The organism is Bremerella sp. TYQ1, assembly GCF_020150455.1.
Lineage (GTDB): Bacteria > Planctomycetota > Planctomycetia > Pirellulales > Pirellulaceae > Bremerella > Bremerella volcania_A.
The window spans coordinates 3,436,921-3,453,957 of the sequence record NZ_CP083740.1; the positions used below are offsets into that span (position 1 = coordinate 3,436,921).

8 protein-coding genes are annotated in these 17,037 nt (G+C 49.9%); 1 reads left to right on the forward strand and 7 read right to left on the reverse strand.

Going from position 1 to position 17,037, the window contains the following annotated elements:
- Positions 1 to 84: 84 nt before the first annotated feature.
- The 4 genes from LA756_RS13630 to LA756_RS13645 all read right to left on the reverse strand — a co-directional run bounded on the left by LA756_RS13630 (position 85) and on the right by LA756_RS13645 (position 4,434).
- Positions 85 to 813, reverse strand: coding sequence for a DUF5131 family protein (locus LA756_RS13630; protein ID WP_224435277.1), 729 nt, complete (start codon positions 811 to 813; stop codon positions 85 to 87).
- A 418-nt stretch (positions 814 to 1,231) separates the two neighbouring features.
- Positions 1,232 to 1,690 carry a DDE-type integrase/transposase/recombinase gene (locus LA756_RS13635; protein ID WP_224440387.1) on the reverse strand — a complete coding sequence of 153 codons (459 nt, stop codon included), beginning with the start codon at positions 1,688 to 1,690 and terminating at the stop codon, positions 1,232 to 1,234.
- Positions 1,691 to 1,880: 190 nt separating this feature from the next.
- Positions 1,881 to 2,378 carry an ASCH domain-containing protein gene (locus LA756_RS13640; RefSeq protein WP_224435278.1) on the reverse strand — a complete coding sequence of 166 codons (498 nt, stop codon included), beginning with the start codon at positions 2,376 to 2,378 and terminating at the stop codon, positions 1,881 to 1,883.
- Entirely contained in the window at positions 2,326 to 4,434 is a 2,109-nt protein-coding gene (locus LA756_RS13645) for a GNAT family N-acetyltransferase (RefSeq protein WP_224435279.1), read from the reverse strand. Before LA756_RS13645 ends, LA756_RS13640 begins: the two co-directional genes overlap by 53 nt.
- 112 nt (positions 4,435 to 4,546) lie before the next feature.
- Between LA756_RS13645 and LA756_RS13650 the strand changes: the two genes are divergently transcribed.
- Positions 4,547 to 4,690: a hypothetical protein gene (locus tag LA756_RS13650; protein WP_224435280.1), complete on the forward strand. Its 144-nt coding sequence runs from the start codon at positions 4,547 to 4,549 to the stop codon at positions 4,688 to 4,690.
- A 20-nt stretch (positions 4,691 to 4,710) separates the two neighbouring features.
- Here LA756_RS13650 and LA756_RS13655 read toward each other — a convergent pair whose 3' ends face one another.
- Genes LA756_RS13655 through LA756_RS13665 form a run of 3 tightly spaced genes read right to left on the reverse strand, consistent with a single transcriptional unit; the run spans position 4,711 to position 15,577 of the window.
- Positions 4,711 to 9,708, reverse strand: a complete 4,998-nt coding sequence (locus LA756_RS13655) for an ATP-binding protein (protein ID WP_224435281.1) — start codon at positions 9,706 to 9,708, stop codon at positions 4,711 to 4,713.
- 3 nt (positions 9,709 to 9,711) lie between these two features.
- Entirely contained in the window at positions 9,712 to 11,559 is a 1,848-nt protein-coding gene (locus LA756_RS13660; RefSeq protein WP_224435282.1) for a hypothetical protein, read from the reverse strand.
- Complete coding sequence (locus LA756_RS13665; protein WP_261362033.1) at positions 11,552 to 15,577, reverse strand: NERD domain-containing protein; 4,026 nt, start codon at positions 15,575 to 15,577, stop codon at positions 11,552 to 11,554. The genes LA756_RS13660 and LA756_RS13665 overlap by 8 nt, the downstream gene beginning before the upstream one ends.
- Between the last annotated feature and the right edge of the window lie 1,460 nt (positions 15,578 to 17,037).

The following is a 17,037-nucleotide window of genomic DNA, read 5'->3' on the forward strand; positions in this document are numbered from 1 at the left end:
TAAAAGGTGGAATGCCATCATGGAAAACCATGTGCTCGAAAGACCGATCAGCACGACCGGTCTTTCGAGTGTGAGAGGGAAGTGTTACGCAGTCGATGCGGGCCACTTCTGATAGATTTTGCCGTCGATCAGGCCATCAAACATGATTTTGTTGCCCTGATAGTATTGCTTGTGAAAGAGCGCAACGCCGCTCGCCTCGCACTCATCGCGGATATTGCGCACCCAGCTATTTTCCAAGCCTCGCCGCTTGGCCTTCGCCGCTTTTTCGCAGCCCGTGATCACCCAGTCGAGCTGGCGAAGCCGGCGACCAAAGTAAACAGGACCAAGCAAAGGCTCGGCGGAAACAAAGCGAACCGCAGCCGGGATCTTAGCGAGCTTATCGATGCGCTTGATGTGGCTTTGGTCTTCCACCGTGACCCCCATCCAGACATTCGGATAGCCGGTGCCCCAATCGCTCGGAAGCCGATCCCGGATCAGTTCAGGGCGTTTCGTCAAAATAAGCCAGTCAAGGTTCTGGCACGCCTGGATGATCGCCCAGGCCTCGCAGCGCCACTTATCCGCGCCTGGGTGGAAGAAATCCGACATCGAGCAAGTGAAAATGCGAAGACGTTCGCCAGTTCCGATGGCCGCGCGGTTCCATCGAAATGGCAATCGCCAGGTGGTCTTGGTTCGCATCGGGCCATCAAACGGCTCATTGCCCGATCGACGCATGATCTGACCGATGTAACAGTGACGGCAGGCAGCCGACACCTTGTTGCATCCCCACCATGGATTCCAGGTGTAGTGGGTCCACCCAATTTTGGAGTTCTGCATTCGCAAGTCTCCCAAAGATAGAAGTTGGCCGTAGCACTCCCTGGCAACTTCTTAGACCATCTTGGGCCAAGACTGGAAAAGCGGTACTCGTGACGAGGATCGTCCGAAGAATGAGGACCGTGGCCTCACGTGGCTGATGCACAATGGCAAGCACGCACCTTAATACGCAACCGCAACGAATTTGTACTCGAAATAATCCTCGAATCGTTTAAAAAGTAGGAAGTTGGCCAAAATGTTGCGCCCAGATCCCGTAGCGTCTCCCGGGCTACGAGAAGGCCAACCACCGGCGCGTCCTTCGATTTGATCAAATTTGCCGCTTCTTGAGGGATTTCATGAGATTAAAGCTCGCTGATAATTCTATCCTGCCACCAACTTCGTTCAGTTACTGGGTCGTGCCATCGCTTTTGCTCGCTGGTGCCTATCCTGGCCACCCAGACCCGGCGGAACACCAAGGGAGGGTCCAAATGCTAGTCGATGCTGGAATCCGCTCATTCGTGAATCTGATGGAAATCCATGAGAAGGACAGAAATAGGCAGCCGTTAGTTCCATATGACGATACGGCGGCCAAGAGTTCACCGGACTGTTCGCGACGCTGGCCATTCTGCCATCGGCTGTCAGGTTCGATGAACGACGAACCAACGTCGATCTTCTCCAGGAACTGCTGCACACGACGGCTGATGAACTCGGGGCCGTTATCGCTGCGAATGTATTTTGGCACGCCGCGGATCGCGAACAGGTCGGTCAGCAGTTCCATCAGGTGATCACCAGTGAGCTTGCGACTCACTTCCAACGCGATGCACTCCCGCCTGGACTCGTCGACCAGCGACAGGATCTTCAATTGCCGACCGTTCTCGGTCCGATCGAAGATGAAGTCGATCGGCCAGACATGATTTGGATGCTCAGCCTGGCTAACATGGCAAAACTGATTTTCGCGTCATTCTGTAAAGTGTGGCTGTTCCTGGTCTTGATTGTATCCAAACCCTTACCTCACGAAACGAGACACTGAACAATCGAAACGGATCAGATTCTCGCCTCGGAAAAAATTTCGCCAAGACTTTTTTCTTCACTTAGAAAGCGGTCAGCTCATTTAGGCAGGATGAAAGCCCCAGGGAACGGATGTTTCGCTGTGTTAGGTAGCGATAGGTTTGCGGTGGATGAAAGCCTGGAAGCTTGTTTCTAACCTTGGCGAGCGTGATGGGCTTTTGAAGGACATGAACGTCTTCAAACCAAATGCCTACAGCTGTAGATGCTCCCTCGAAATAGTCGTCAAACTGCTGCCGGTCCACTCCGGCACAATCTTTGACGTGGGGCCACAGTTCGGTAGGGGTTAGGCACAACACGCATGCAATAACAGCGGCACCTACTAACGAACGTTCCGGGGAGGAAGCATAGATCAGGGCAATATCACCGGCCGAAGCGGACGGCTTTGTCCGGCGAAGCTCTACCGTTTTCTCACCCGAAGTAATCAATCCAGCGAATGTGGGCTTAATCGATAACCACAATGTCAACCTGTCATCGGAGGCCAGCTCCGATACAACGTTCGTAGATTTCGATGAAAGCTTCATTGGGGAGTTTTCTCGGTCCCTGGATAGTCCCAAAAACACCATGGGTTTCGAGGAGGTGTTCTAGATCATTCCATTTTATCGGATTGGGTAGCAATTCGGTGTCATCAAAGTTTACGGCCATGATGCTAGCATCTGGAACGCCCTTTGCGACTTTCAGCACATTTTCCCATTCAAAGATGCCTAGTCGTCGATACCGCTTGAACAGGATGTTAGCCGCTTCAACGTTGACATCTCGAATTCGCGAGCAAGCCCTCAGGCTCATCCGGCCCAAATACTTGCCCCTGCTGCTTACGTACCACAGTATTCGCCCATGGGGTGACACCTTAGGTCGCGCGGCCCGATAGTAGACAGCTTCCGGGTTAATCGCAAGATGTTCTTCGGCCCCGAACAACGTCTCGTTGGCGAGCGTTTCTTCAAATAGATGCGATGCCCATTCAGGTTGAATCGAAACAAGGTAGGTTTCGATTTGGCAGTCAATCAACTTGGCAGGCCAAAGCAAGTGTTCAACCTGGCAAGCTAGGCTAGGGTCAAGGTGGATTTCATCGCTCCGGAGAACGCTAATCAATCGTTCGACACTTTCCCCATTCACTGATAGTTCATTCGCGGCGTTTTCTACCCAAGCGCCGAGTTCTTCAGCCTTGAAGATACCACGGGGCGTAAACTTGACGTGCGAACCGTCAGCAGGAATGAACCCCATGGCGTGTAACGCTGTGGTTACTGTCTCGCTAGTGTGGGCGTCCGTAGCGATAAGAGCGAGCTTGTTTTCGGTGGCAGCTCGGAGAGTTAGATTGCTTAGCAGCGTACAAGCAAGGGAACCAGCAAACCGCGAAGCCCTTACACGAAACATTTTCAGGTTGACGTACTTTTCATTTCGCCAATCGATTGCTTCCAGGGCGACGTCGTCCCCACGTCGTTCCTTGACAACATGAACTTCAAAACTGTGGGGATGGGCGAGACACTCTTGAATGCCTTGGTTGAACTTTCTCTTTAGTTCACCCCCATGAAAATTGCAGAAGTTCGCCCGTAGTTCCGAATCACTTCGTTTGAGACGTTCTCGGACAAGGCTATTTGCCCCGGCTACGAACCTCTGTTGGTATTCGGCCGACCGCGAAAGCGTGTCAATTCGCCCGATTAACTCCGAAGGTCTAAGGATTTCGAGCCCGTGTAATTCTCGGAGCTTGCTCGATTTTTTCAGGAGGGCATCGTCCCTTGTTACGAATACGCTTATACCTGAGGCCACGCACTGCGCGATATGTCTTAGGTCCGATTCATCGTTGTCCGAAAGCTGTTGCGAAAAGTGTTCTCGCAACTCCTCGATGCACTCATCTACTCGAAGCTGAGGGGGCGCTAATTCAACGTACTTTTTCGTTTTGCGCTTTACCCTTTGGCGTTCCTCGTTGTCTTGCTGTCGGTTTAGATCGTTCTGAAGTTCCGGTGTGACTTCAATCTGTAGGTAAGGAATAATCCAGTCCGAGACCAAGCCACGCGATTCGATTGCTTCCGGGTCTTTTCCCACCTCCAAGTCGAGGAAGACGTTTGTATCAATCGAGACTCGAAGCTTAGTTTCTTCCTCGTCGATGCCGTCGAATAGCGAAGCACGTTCTAGCTTCATGTGCCATTCGGTAACTTCGGCGGCATCCTTTCCTCTACCAACTTTTTCGACTCTGGCCACGAAACCAAGAGCAGCCCAAAAGTCATCGATTCCGTAATCGCGGCGGCAACGAAGCTCTATCCGCGTGATATGTTCCAGGCGGTTTACCTGAGCACGAAGGCCGTTCAACAGCGTACGGGCGACCCCATTTCCGCGAGCGTTTGGAGCCACGCACATATGGATAATGCCAGCGGTTCGTTTACCCGTTCGGTACAAGGTGTAGCCCATTAACTCCGAACCATTCACGGCAACGAGCAAGTGGCCTTGGCTTGCATGATCCAGGAAAGCCCCGTCCGGCAGAAAACCTAGTGTCTTGCTGTTTGTTCTCCAAAGCTGTTTGACCTCTTGATAAAGAAGCGATTCCGGGCGGATCGATTGAACGGTAATTTCCTGAGTATCTTGCATGTGCATACCTTCCCATATTTCCGAAAAGGACACGAAAATAGTGGCGGTGTTCGCTTTCGGGGGATTTGGCCCCTCATTATGATGGCTATTTGAGAAGATACAAAGACGCCTGATGCGAACGGTACTAGTGCCACCTGAAGAATTTCAACGCCGATGGGATGAGATCGACGCCGAACTTGAGGGCATGCGAAAGCAGCGAGAGTTTCTATTTGCCTGGCTAGTTTCTGAAATGGGACCCGAGCGACTAACCATCTAGAACTAGGTCACTTAACAAGCTTACGATGGCGGATCGAGCCTAACGTGCGATGGATGGCGGAATCCTTCTCGGAAAAAAAGCGCATGATATTTTTCGAGTTGCTTCATGCGATCAGCGGTTCTCTTTGCTTGATCAGATGTTGTAATGTTCTTCGATAAGATATTTGCATCTTGATCCGTCATCCGGAGTAACAAATAACTGGCAACATTGGAGAACAATGCCGTGTCAAAATCTTTTGCCGATTGAGATGCGAGGATCAGTGAAATACCAAACTTTCGACACTCCGCGGCAAGCTTAGGAAGAAGTTTGAGTTTGCTGGCACGATGCGCTTCATCGAAAATTACCGCATGTGTGATTCTATCTTGGACGCCACGGCGGAACATTTCCTTATAGACGTTGTAGAGCGCAAGCATGGCCACCGCACGTTGAACAAGTTCATTTTGCGTAGCATGGATTTGGAGAACTAGAGGTTCTTCACTTTCTAATAGGCTGCGAACCTCACCTGCATTGCCAAATATTTGATAGTCGTCTAGTTCGTCCAAGCGAGCGAGCAGGTTCCTTTCGGGTTTGGGATCGCTTTTTAGGATAGTGTAAAAATCTCGAAACTCGGGAATTGTTGGAAATTCAGCGTTTCCGCCCCAGCCATTCCGGACATACGACTCGCGAATAGCGCTCCGTAAGCGTTCTAGCTGAATATCACCGAGATCCGGAAACATCGCAGAGAAAACGTCTCGTAACATCCCCGCACTGTCAACATGCGCCGTACGAGTAACCGTATCCAGGTGCATCGGATTGAATCCGAGTTGATGATGATCGAGAAGCTGGACATTAGCAAGTTTTTCTGACAGTCGCTCGTCGATGTCCGGGTGGTATGAGAAAACAATTGGAGTGATTGACTGTGCCATTAACTGTTGGCAAATGTTCATCACAGCCTCGGTCTTTCCCATTCCAGGAAAACCAACAATCATTAAGTGTGGATTTGCGGACTTTGAGACCGACCACTGAACTGGTTCTTCGGAAGTTTTGTCTAAACCAAAGCGTATAAGGGCAGGTACAATGGCAGAGTTACTACTTGCGTTATCTGAACCATCCGCGACTTCTTGTGTTTCTAAGTTCTCTGGCAATTCTGCAACCAGTTCTCGTTCCAGGCCTTGGTGAAAGGCTGGTTCAGGTGGAGGAGAACCTTGATCGTCTGTAGGGCTCGTTGAGGATGAGCCTGCAGGCACCTGAGCGGGCGTCGGCGTCCTTTCGATTCCGATCGCGAGATCAGGCATGGTCGTTGCCCCGAATAAAACTATATTCGTCGGTGAACCGGGCTCCGAGATCGTTACCGGATCAGAGTTGACATATTCCGGACAGAAAATGTACCCGCGATTCGGAACAGCTGGCTCACTGAATTTATACCTTGTCCCTTCGGCCATTAACCGGTCAAGCTGCTGCCGAATTCGATCGTATTGATCCTCATTCAGATAGTGCCGACGAGCCTTCTCCAAATAGAAGCGTAGTGCTCTTACAAGTCGGCTGCGTCGAATCGCGAGCAGCGACTCGGCAACGCTTTCGTCAAAGTACCAATTCACCCAGGCATCCCGATGGAGAGTTGTCTGCTTCTCGATCTGAACGATGAGATCAGGTGCCCGCGCAGCACGGAGGTTTCGCCTATATTTCACTTCTACAAATGTGAACGAGAGTCCGCCTCTTGAAGGCAGGGATACGTATATGAGGTCAGATCGAACTAACGGAGTCGTGTCTTCGGGAGTGGTAGAAGTATCCCCCTTCTCTCTCGGCGCAAGATCGGCTATGTCATCCACAGGAACAAAAAATCCTCGCTCCAATGACATCCAAGAACTGCTATCCTCGGAAGCAATTTCGCATTGCGAATGTACAAGAGCAAGAGCGATGAGCTCACTGCTCGTGCTGCCAAGGCTGGTTAGCCGCATGGCAAGCCTACCGCTAAGTCCCTTTAGATGCCGGACCAGAAACTCGCAATTTCGTCGACTCGCACTTAAGCTCATTCGCTCAAGCATTTCGTCGAGTAACTCGCGAATCTCGTCGGTTCGCGTTGTTGAGGTGATCATTTGTAAGCTTCCAAGATCATCTCGCTCTGGCACGCAGTCGATAACATAGGTCTCATAGATTGACGGTTCATCACGCGGTGCGTCAAAGAACTCAACCCCCGCGTTTCGATCGACTGTAATCACCCAATCCGCGAGGCGATGTACGACCTTAAGCATCTCCTGTTGTTCAGCGGAAAGCTGAGTACGCAATACAGGCCAAACATCACCGTCTTGGCCGGCAAAGCGACAGACACAGTTCATGATGGCTTTGTTGAGCTTCGTCAAGCGATCGGACATTGCACGTCCGGCCGGATGTTTTTCTCCATCAGCATTTGGAGGCAGCCAGCTTAGCCACTCTGCGTCAGGCTTGAACTTGAATGAACGCTGAATATTTGCAACCAGGCCGTAGACATGCAATGGCGCTGAAGCCGGCAGATCCTCCACTGGAACGAAGTGAACATTCGTATCAAAACTATCAAATGCAATCGCGAGGTGAGCTGATGATTCAGGCACCTGGACATTTTTCTTGGCCCATCGTAGACGCGGTAGAGTGACACCACCATCGCGTGCCTGGCTTTCCAACATCCAACGGTCTCCGTCAGAAATCCCCGACGCCCCAGTTCGATGGCATTCCACGACATCAACGAGGAAACTACCAGTGATGTCCGAATTCTCCTGTGCAGGGAACATCTCTAAATTGAATCGTACGGACGTTGACTCTCCATCACTGTCAGTCATCTTGAGAGCAGTTCCCAACGCTCGGGCTACCGTACAACCGTCGCCTGGGCGAAGTGCATGAAGCAGAACAGCTCCGCTAGACGATTCGCCCAATTCATGAAATTGTATGTAGCGTGACACCTCTTTCGCCAATGAGGTACTGACCTGTATTCCCATTGAGCTGACGCCGGGGTCATGTTCATTCAGGCCGAGTGTCCTCATTAACACTGCCACTGCAGACTTAGGCTCAGGGTCGCGATCGCAAACCATCGCTGTTGCGAAGAACGATAAGGTATCTGCATAGACGAAGTTTTCTCCCTTAGTTAGTCCGGGCAAGATTGACGGAAAATGTGCCGCTTGAAGATTTGCCACAGCATCCCGCACGCGACTTGGTGTCATATCAACTTCATAGCGAATATTCCGCAACAACTGGTCGTAGGCAACATGCCAAGCGACACGGAGTGGGTGGCTCGGAAGTACGATCAAACCGATTGTCTCGCCTGACAACGACTGGACTTCTACTGTTTCGGTCAATGCGACTTCGGGTTGACCTTTTTCTAAGACAGGCAACCAAGCATTCAAATATTCATCGGCCTTCTTTAAGCTTCCACCGTAGACGCTACCCCAAAACCCACCGCGTTGGCCAAGTTCACTCTGTAAACTAGAACAAGCCTTTACAACTCTTTCCCATTCAGTGCCGAAATCATCATTTGTATCAAAAGGATGAAATTCTGGCTCGGCGATTCTCTGGCCATCACCTCGTACTTTGACAGACCAACGTCCAAGGCAGGTCTGCTCTGCCTGCATTCGTTCAATAACTTCGATCAGTGTTGGTCGGTGAACCTTATAACTCTTTTTAGAAGCTGCCGCCCTGAATGCGATGAAGTTCTTTGATGAGTCAATCAAGTAGCAATCTGAATTCGTTACGTCAGCGTCGAACTGCTCTCCGTCAGAGATGTTGATTGCGCCCTCTGCCATGCAGCGTTCAAACTTCGTTGTGTTTGAAGTCGTATCGGTCGTAGCCTCACCAAATCGAATCAGAAACTCTTCTGATTCGTCTTCAATGATTTCTTGTGAGTTTCCAATAACCGAAACAACTACGCGAGCTTCAAACTGCGAATCCTCTGCAATTCCCTCGAAGTCCTCAGTTGTCAATTTGACGGATTGATACTGCCCACCCTTGCGGACACCATGCGAGATATCGCGATAGGCAAGCTCATCTTCGCCAGAAACTACGCTTACCCGATACTCAACGCTTCCCTTCGGAAGCTGTTCCGGCTCGGTCTCAAATCGGACTTCTAGTTTGGATGTCTTTTCCGATGAAAGTAGGAATTCGGGTGGAGTACCATCGACAAGACCAGACCATTTGGCGATTCTTCCCTGTTTGCTTCGCCAAGTCCTGAGATTCACACGTCGTAACTGTTGGCTAAGGAATTCAGGCTTAATTTCACCCAGCCATAGTGTCGTATCGTTGACAACGTCTTGAATTACGGTCGAGATTGGGCGGCGGGACGCCGCTCGAACCGCCTGCTGCAAGCTAGTGTTCTGTGATGGCGTTTCGCCTTTCAATAGCAAAGACTCGACTCTCTCTGCTGGTGTTCTCGCGTTTCCAGAGCCTAGAAAAAGACGATCGACCATTCGAGCTGACACTTGCAGATCGCTGTGAAGAATGGAATCAACACTTCCACTGATCGGCCATAGGCCAAGTAACGAGATCGCTCTCCCAAAATTCGCAGGGTTATCGCATAAAGAAGCCAAGAACTCTATCTGTTGCCACTTTGACAATGACTTTCGCTCTCCGATATAGCGAACCTGCTTTATGGCTTGTTCAGCCTTGTCGTACAGAGTGCGTCCGAGCTCCCTTTTCGTGATCTCCTTCGTCTGACGGAAGATCATTTCTTCGGTCAATTCACGCGAAGCGCTGTAGATACCGTCCATCCCTGCACCGGCCCGCTGTACGTCAATCAACAATAAAACAGCTTGCCCTTTTTCTTCACGTATTTCGACCGCTTCATCTGAGCGTATGAAACGCCGGGACACGTCAATTTCGTCAACGACCGCTCGGACATCCCAGCCCTCCGGGGAGAATTCTGCGGTTATAGCAAGTGACTCAACGACCGAAGGTGAAAGGCATCGACAGAATGTGACATTTCCCTCAGTCCCCTTGCCAATGAGCTCAGAGAATACTCGATTGAGAAAGTTTGTAAGTTCGTTGGTTAGCGAATTCAAGTCGGCAACGTTAGTCATGTGCTAGGCTCCTATTCCGGCAGCACGCAGATCAAATCTGGGGCGAAGCCGCTTCATCGACTCAGCGTCGTTGACGCCCACTAGAAGCCCGAGGCTACGAAGTCTTCGTTCCAAGAATCGCCGATTGCGAAGCAACAACTCACGAGAAATCGTTTGGCCAGGTGGAGCTTGATCAATCAATAGTCCGTAACGCTCTTTCAACAATGACACAAAGTCATTGAATGAAATAGGATTCATTTCTGAATCACCTTCTATACCTGACTTACGAAGATGTCGATGGACGAGAAAGTCGAGCATAGTATCAGTAAGCAGTATCGACTTCATCATGCCAGACTTGCGGCCATTTCTCATGGTCTGAAAGGATACTCGCCGCTCACTTGCTAAGCCATTTGCCTGTCCTATCATGAGGCATGATCCAAAACATTTGAGGATATGTGCCAATTGAAGCCGATCTCCCATCATCTGAGTGACAGTTTCCGCAAGTCGCATGACAGGATTAGGAATCGCCGTTTCGTCATCCAAAATTGCGATGCAAGCATCCCCAATTCCATCTTCCTTGAAACGCTCAGACAATTTCATGCAATGCCTCTTCACATCTCGCAAGATCATCTTGCTATCCCCATGCCGCTGGGATAGCACATCCCCGAGAACGTTGATTCGATCGGTTGCATCAGGGCGTTTTGGTGGCAAATCAGAAATCTCATAGCGGGATTGGCTCTCAAGAATCCTAAGTGCCATCAAGACCACGGGTAAGCGATGAAGTTGCCTAGTCACATCTTCAGTCACTTCTTCAGACAGTCGACGAAGCTCATGGTCCGCCCCACTTGAGCAATCAACGACGAGCGGCCATGGATCAGTAGTTCCGGGAAGTTTACCATCGCGCTCCCACTGAAAGAGCATTGCGGCAGTTGAAAGAAAAATATTAGTCAAGCTCAAGCCAATACAAGACTCAAGCATCTGCGTTAGCGATTGCCTAGGAATTGTTGAACCATAGTCTTGTAGGAAAAGTCGCGTGTCTTCACGGAACGCGTCGGTCGCCTGTTTTGCAATCGGATGCTGGTTTGCAATGGCGCTTGATCCTCGACCGTGACTGCTGGTCTTTGACTTCTCGGTCCCCTTCAATTTAATGGGTTGCTTGCATCGTCTTGCAATGCGAACCGTTGCTAGTTGATCGAGTCCCAGCCTCGCTGATTCGTCGAACTCGTCAACTAGATCAGACTTCAGGTCGCGAGTGCTCATGCCAGCACCAAAGACCGCTAGTAAGATGTTCTGCGTGAAATCATCGTTCACCCTGAAGAATGATTTATCCGATGAATTAGGTTCAATCGCGTCGCCCACTTTCTGATCAGCAAGAATTGCGACCAAAGACTCAGGTACCAAACGTAGATTGACGACGCTTATTGGCAAATCCATCCAGGCCGATTGATAATGTGTCGGAAATGCCCGAATAATTGGTTTTCTCCTTCCTGGTTCATGACTCTTGTTTTCTAGGCAGTGCGTGAGCAAGAAATCAGAAAGAACGTTAATTGCAAAAGGAGAGTCAAATCCGGAAAACTGGCTTTCATCAGCAGCTAGGCCTTTCGCAACGCTAAAGACAGTGGCAGCCTTCTTTGTGCTAGATCGTGTGAACTCCATTTCGTCTGGGAGGGGTTTGAACGTATCAGCAAAGTTGCCTTGACCACGTCGGTGTCCCCGACGAAACATATAGAACATCGCCGGCAACAAGGCACCAACCGAAAAATCTTGCGGTGTAAACGGGAGAGCCTCTGTGTAAATTGTTGTCCAGATTTCATTGACCATCGCAGGAGTCAGAATCTCGTTCAGCACTTCCTTCTCGAGCTTATCAGGCATTAGTTGTTTCCTCCCTCGTGCCGGCAGTTATCTGCGTATCCTCGAAGAACATTTGCTGAACGCCATTGCTTTCACGTACGCCGAGACGGTATATATCGTCTGGTTGACTCGGATTCCATGCAAAGACCTCTCGCTCATCTTCCTGTGCCAAACGTTGCGTGAAGATGGACAGGTTCGTAAAAATGTCATCGTTGGCTGCATCCATGATCTGATAACCTTCTGCAAGTTCCAGCAACAAACCGAACAGATCGGCGCCTAGCCTCAATTCTTCCTCACGGCTGTTGCCCCGGTAGTGATATCGCAAGATCAACCCATTCGCCAACCATTCAACTCCGCCGCTATTTCCGCGTTCATCGACTTCCAACGAAAATCGGTCGAGTTGTTTTTCGACCCAAAAAGTCGTCTCGACAGGCGTCCTTGGCATGATCTTCAATGGGACGACATCTGGCCTTAATAACACGCGATGCGGCAATTGTTCGAGGCGTGAGATTCCGAAGCACAGGCGACGCGTCAATTCGCGATTCTCCTCGTCCGACAATATCGGTACGTCGCGGAACTGCTTCAAGCTTGAGTTTTGAAATAACTCGATTGCCTGCGGTTCATTCGTAACGTTACACGATTGTTCTTCAATCCACTCGAAGTAGGCTCGTCGTCTTTTAGAGACCAAGGTGTCTTGATCTGAAAACTTCGGTGGCTTGTCCGGATCGACCACTGCCTCATGGCTTCGCAGATAACGGTCAACTGACGGGTTCGCGCCATATGCCGGATCAAGTCGTTGAAGTTCTGAGAGCAAATCGCCCTGGCGCATGATCGAGTCTGATGCGAATGCACGATCCCAGTAGTGCTTCGGCTCTAAATCGGGTGACTCATGCAACTCGTCACAGAAATAGACACCGAAAAAGATATAACTAAGCGCACCTCGCAATTCGCGAGTTGTTATATGTACCATTCCTCTCTGATGCACCGCTTGCAATGCGGCCGCCATTCGTTGACGCACATTTGCTGCGAGTTTCTCAGCCTGTTCACCGGTTCCCGTTAAAGTCTTGACCGAATTCCACGCCGTACAACGCGACGCAGAAGTGCAGGTAAGACACCCCTTCCAGATGTCACCAGACTCTTTGCCCCCAAGCATACGATCAAGGAGAGCGTTAAAGAATTCGGTAGACGGTTTCCAATTCTCTTTCTCATCTTCGTTCTGTGGCAACCGTCGCGCATCACCGACAAGTGAGCGCTCATTTAGGTTGACCAGCCGAATATGTTCTACAGTTTGATCGGGACCGAATTCCCCTATCAAACTGGTGATTATCCAATCGGTGAGTGGGGTTTTGCTATGGGCGCTGACATAACTTTCCGCCCACTGGAGTAGACGTCCATCGTTAACCGCGACCAAGTGGACTCTAGGTTCCTCCGAAGGCCCCTGCTGAAAAGGCTCAAAGAGATCATTGAGTAGCTCGTCTGCCGTTTGACCTTTAAACGATGCTGCGCCATCTAGATTTATCTTAATCGTCGAGCCAAGTGCCGTGCCGGAGTTGACACGTTGCGACGACTCCTGCCTTCCGAGACCAAGTTTTACCGAAAGATGCTGCAGAAACGCCGTTTTCCCATCACCCGCATTTCCACAGAGTATAACGAGTTGTACTTTGCCGCTTTCAATATCCTCAAGCAGATTTTTCTCAAGCGTTGTTTCAACATATGTTTGATCAGCAAAAGGTGAGTCCAGTCCGCGAGTTTCAATTCCACCACGAGGAGATCCTGGGTATGTCGAAAGCAGCTCGCTAAGCCAAGGTATTCGATTAGGAGTACGTGTTGCGTCATCGAACTCTCCTCCATTGTCATTACCACGAAACGTCTGCTTCACAGTTGTGCTAAACTCATGTTCCGGGGCTGCGTGGTCCTTGCTTGGGGACTTATCTTCCGCGTCTGATTGTGATGTTGAATTCTTTATCCATTTCAATGCCTGGATCGCATTGAGGAAACGTTGTTCCCGATCTGCAGATGTGGCAATATCCAAAAACTCAGGAATCCAGCCCCAAACCTCTCGGTCAACTTTCTCCCAATTCAGACCCTTCTCGCGTTGTTTCTGCCCTCCATACCAGAATGGATCGCGATCACATATGACGTGATACATTGTCGCCGCCAGGGAGTAGACATCGTGCGAAGCCGAGGCCGGCTGTCCCTCCGACTGTTCCCCTGGGGAGTACATCACTGTGCCTGGACTCCAGATTGGCTCTCCCTCTTTGAGAATAAAGTCAAAGTCAACAAGGGTCACATCACCAGCATGTTCGATGAGATTCTTAGGGCTAACATCGCCGTGAACCAGACCCGCTCGGTGTAACGCACTTAATCCTTCGCAGCTGCTAATGATCCAGCGACCGATCACTGAAAGAGGTGTTTCGCCCAGTTCTTCGGCCAATAATTCTGCTAACCCAATCCAATCGAAGAGCGTGCTGCCTTCTACCCACTTGAGCAGTGCCACAAAGCGGTCGTCTTCCCACTGATTGGAATGTTCAAATACTGTTGCCAAATGCGGCTTGTCAGTGTGCGAACGAACACGACGGTAAGCATCTATTGACCGCGATCCGCTCTCCTCGTCAAACATCACCTTTCCCGCAAAGACCCCAACATCCTGCCCATCTTGCACTTGAACTATTTTGAATGTCGATCCGTAGCTTCCTGATCCAATTTTGCTGGCGATCCGGTAGTGTTGGTTATTGAATTCAATTATGTCGCCTTCACTCCAATACCTTGCCGAGAGTTTAGTTGCTTCGACGCTAGGTTGAGGCTCGGACTTGCTATTATCCTTGGTCAACGACTGAATCAATTCTGGGAGTGACAGTCTCTTGCTCGGCTCGTCAGTCATTCCTTCTTCGAGCGTGATTGATGCACTGATGGCCGCATCACTTCCGTTGTCTTGGAACAGCGTTCTCAGCGTCATACATAGTGAATAGATATCGCTGCGTTGGTCAGCCCCTCCTATGCCGTGAGTGACTACTTCTGGGGCGGCGAAGTCGGCATCCGCTGGGTTCAGTTTTGCGTTCGGTGAAAGCGTTTTTGACGCAGAAATACGTGACAAATCGAAATCTGTGAAAATCGGCTGGTCATTCGCACCGACAAGTAGCGAACTTGGAGAAATGTGACGATGCACAAACTGAACGTCTTGTAGGTTACTGGCATGAAGTTCCTCCAAGGCGGCGAGGGCACGACAGCAAAACTCGATTCGGTGATCTTCGCCCCATTTGGCATCGCCCGAACGCTTTAAGAGGGACGGGGCGCATGGGTCGACAATCGAGAAGTACATTAGCTCGCCAGGATACTGAGGAACCTCCTGAAACGAGTCCATTAACCGAGGTACGTACGCAGACTTTTGCAGTTTCTGGAGAGTTTCCGCATGACGACGAGCGAGATCATCTGATTTGGGGTCATCGCTCGCAGAGAGGTCATACAAATGAAGAACAATCTTATCCCTCGTCCTAATGTGCTCTCCCCGGTAGACCCTATGAAAGCGATCATTGGCCGGTTCTACTCGTTCTAAATTGCGAGCGGTTGCGATGTTCCGAACCTCGCCGCGAAGGACAACTTTGCTCAGCGGTTGTAGAAGCTGACAAATCTGCTGTACTTCCATCGGTTTGAGTACATTAGGTAACCCAACCCCCAGCATCTCAGAACTGTCTTTCAGTCCATAAAAAGTGGAACCGTGAATCTTTGGCCGATTCGAGGACCAAGAAACACTTCCACGTGTAAGCAGGAACTTTCCAGCGAGAAAACCGGCATCAATGCTTGCTCGCTTCAACTTACTGGCGATCTTTCGCAATTTGTTTGCAAGCTTATCTGCCTCGTGAATTACGGTATGACCGGAACTTTTAAGATACGAGGCATCCCAATGTTTTACCTCGATTACGTGTAATCCAGTGGGCCCTATTACGATCACATCCACATCGTCCGGAACTGCTTGAGTCGTCACCGAGTGGGGAAGATTGGAAAGTATAATCCAATCGCCTCCTCCCTGAAGTTTATTCAAGTCCGCCTTCAATCGTTCTACGGCGATTCTTTCACTCTCGTTAGCAAACTCGCCACAAGGGATGTAATGGACTGTCAATTTAAACCCCCAGAAGCTTTCGTAATTTACGACAACCTAAGACCTGTTAGCTGAGTCACTGCAACACTTCCTTAAGTGACGTGAAGATTTTAAGCAATTATCACGATGAAGAACAACAATATCTGAGCTATCTTAAGACGCAATACGGGAATTCAAGGCGGGTCAGTCTCGAAGGCTAAGAAGGTAGCTAAGCAGGGTCAGTATGTAGCGTGAATGACGGCTAAAGCCGTATAGAATTACTTCAGATGGAGGTCCACTCGTCGAATCTAAGGGTTTCCACACCAGGTCTTGTGACTGCAGTGTTTTGACCTACGTTTTCAATCGGATCAGATATCACAGCTCGCAGTCTTGTGCATGAATGACAATTGTCGCAGTCGCTGCTAACGATGTCATTGATTTGTATAAAGGTGGGAGTTCGTCATATTTCAGTAGGCGAGACCCTATTTTCCCTGATCGAAAAAGGGACTCAAATTCAACATGCGAAAGCGAGACTTTTCTTACATCATCCCGTTGAAGAATCGGCGCGCCTCGTTTACCCATGGACTGCAGCCCCTCTATCTCACAAACGGGAATGTGCTCTCCCGACGTCCGAAGGACTTGGTTAGGACATTGAAGACGATCAGTCGGTCGAAGGAATCCACAACAGCAGGGAAAGCGAAATCTATTTTGATCATCAGCGAACCGGCATAGATAATTATCGCAGGTCATTCCTTTTAACCTCGCAAGCTGCGAGTTTAACCGCTGATCACGCAAGTAAGACGGCCAACATGTTTCACCTTTACTGCTTGTTGAAGTGGAGTTATCTAACGAAAACTCTTTACTCGCCGTTGCAGATCGAGGTAATGCCACGGATCGTATTCGTCAAAGGGTTAGAAAATTAGAAGCAGCTAAGGTTGAATTGACTCCTGTCCAGATGAGCGAGAATCAGATTATCAATCGAGATGTTAGACAATTCAATCACGATTTATCAAACATCGCTGAAGGGCATGCGTATTCAGATTACGAACTATTTGACGGACATATACTTCGGGTCCGAGCGTGACATCCAGACAAAGCAGAAGAGATCACTGGAGCCGATTTGATCTACGAACGTCATCATCCCCAGTCAGAACGAGTTCAGGTCGTGATGATTCAATACAAAGTGTGGGATGACAACAAGCTTTGCTTAGATCGAAGTTTGGCGAGTTGAATGAACTCGCGGACAGTTGGACTGACTTGTGCTTCGCGCAACAAACTAGAATCCCCGAGTACCTCCGGACAAATCTGACCTCCAATTTCAAGAGCCTTTCGGTAGGTCGCTTTAGACTAGTTCCCCGCCGTCGCGAGATTTATGAGCTCACGAACCGCGTTTAGCGTAACCCATTCAGAATCAATGCGACTGG

What these genes read in the sequence shown, in the direction of transcription:
- LA756_RS13655 (WP_224435281.1), bottom strand. Translation starts at nt 9,708, where the DNA reads ATGACTAACGTTGCCGACTTGAATTCGCTAACCAACGAACTTACAAAC.
- LA756_RS13650 (WP_224435280.1), top strand. Translation starts at nt 4,547, where the DNA reads ATGCGAACGGTACTAGTGCCACCTGAAGAATTTCAACGCCGATGGGAT.
- LA756_RS13630 (WP_224435277.1), bottom strand. Translation starts at nt 813, where the DNA reads ATGCAGAACTCCAAAATTGGGTGGACCCACTACACCTGGAATCCATGG.
- LA756_RS13640 (WP_224435278.1), bottom strand. Translation starts at nt 2,378, where the DNA reads ATGAAGCTTTCATCGAAATCTACGAACGTTGTATCGGAGCTGGCCTCC.
- LA756_RS13660 (WP_224435282.1), bottom strand. Translation starts at nt 11,559, where the DNA reads ATGCCTGATAAGCTCGAGAAGGAAGTGCTGAACGAGATTCTGACTCCT.
- LA756_RS13645 (WP_224435279.1), bottom strand. Translation starts at nt 4,434, where the DNA reads ATGCAAGATACTCAGGAAATTACCGTTCAATCGATCCGCCCGGAATCG.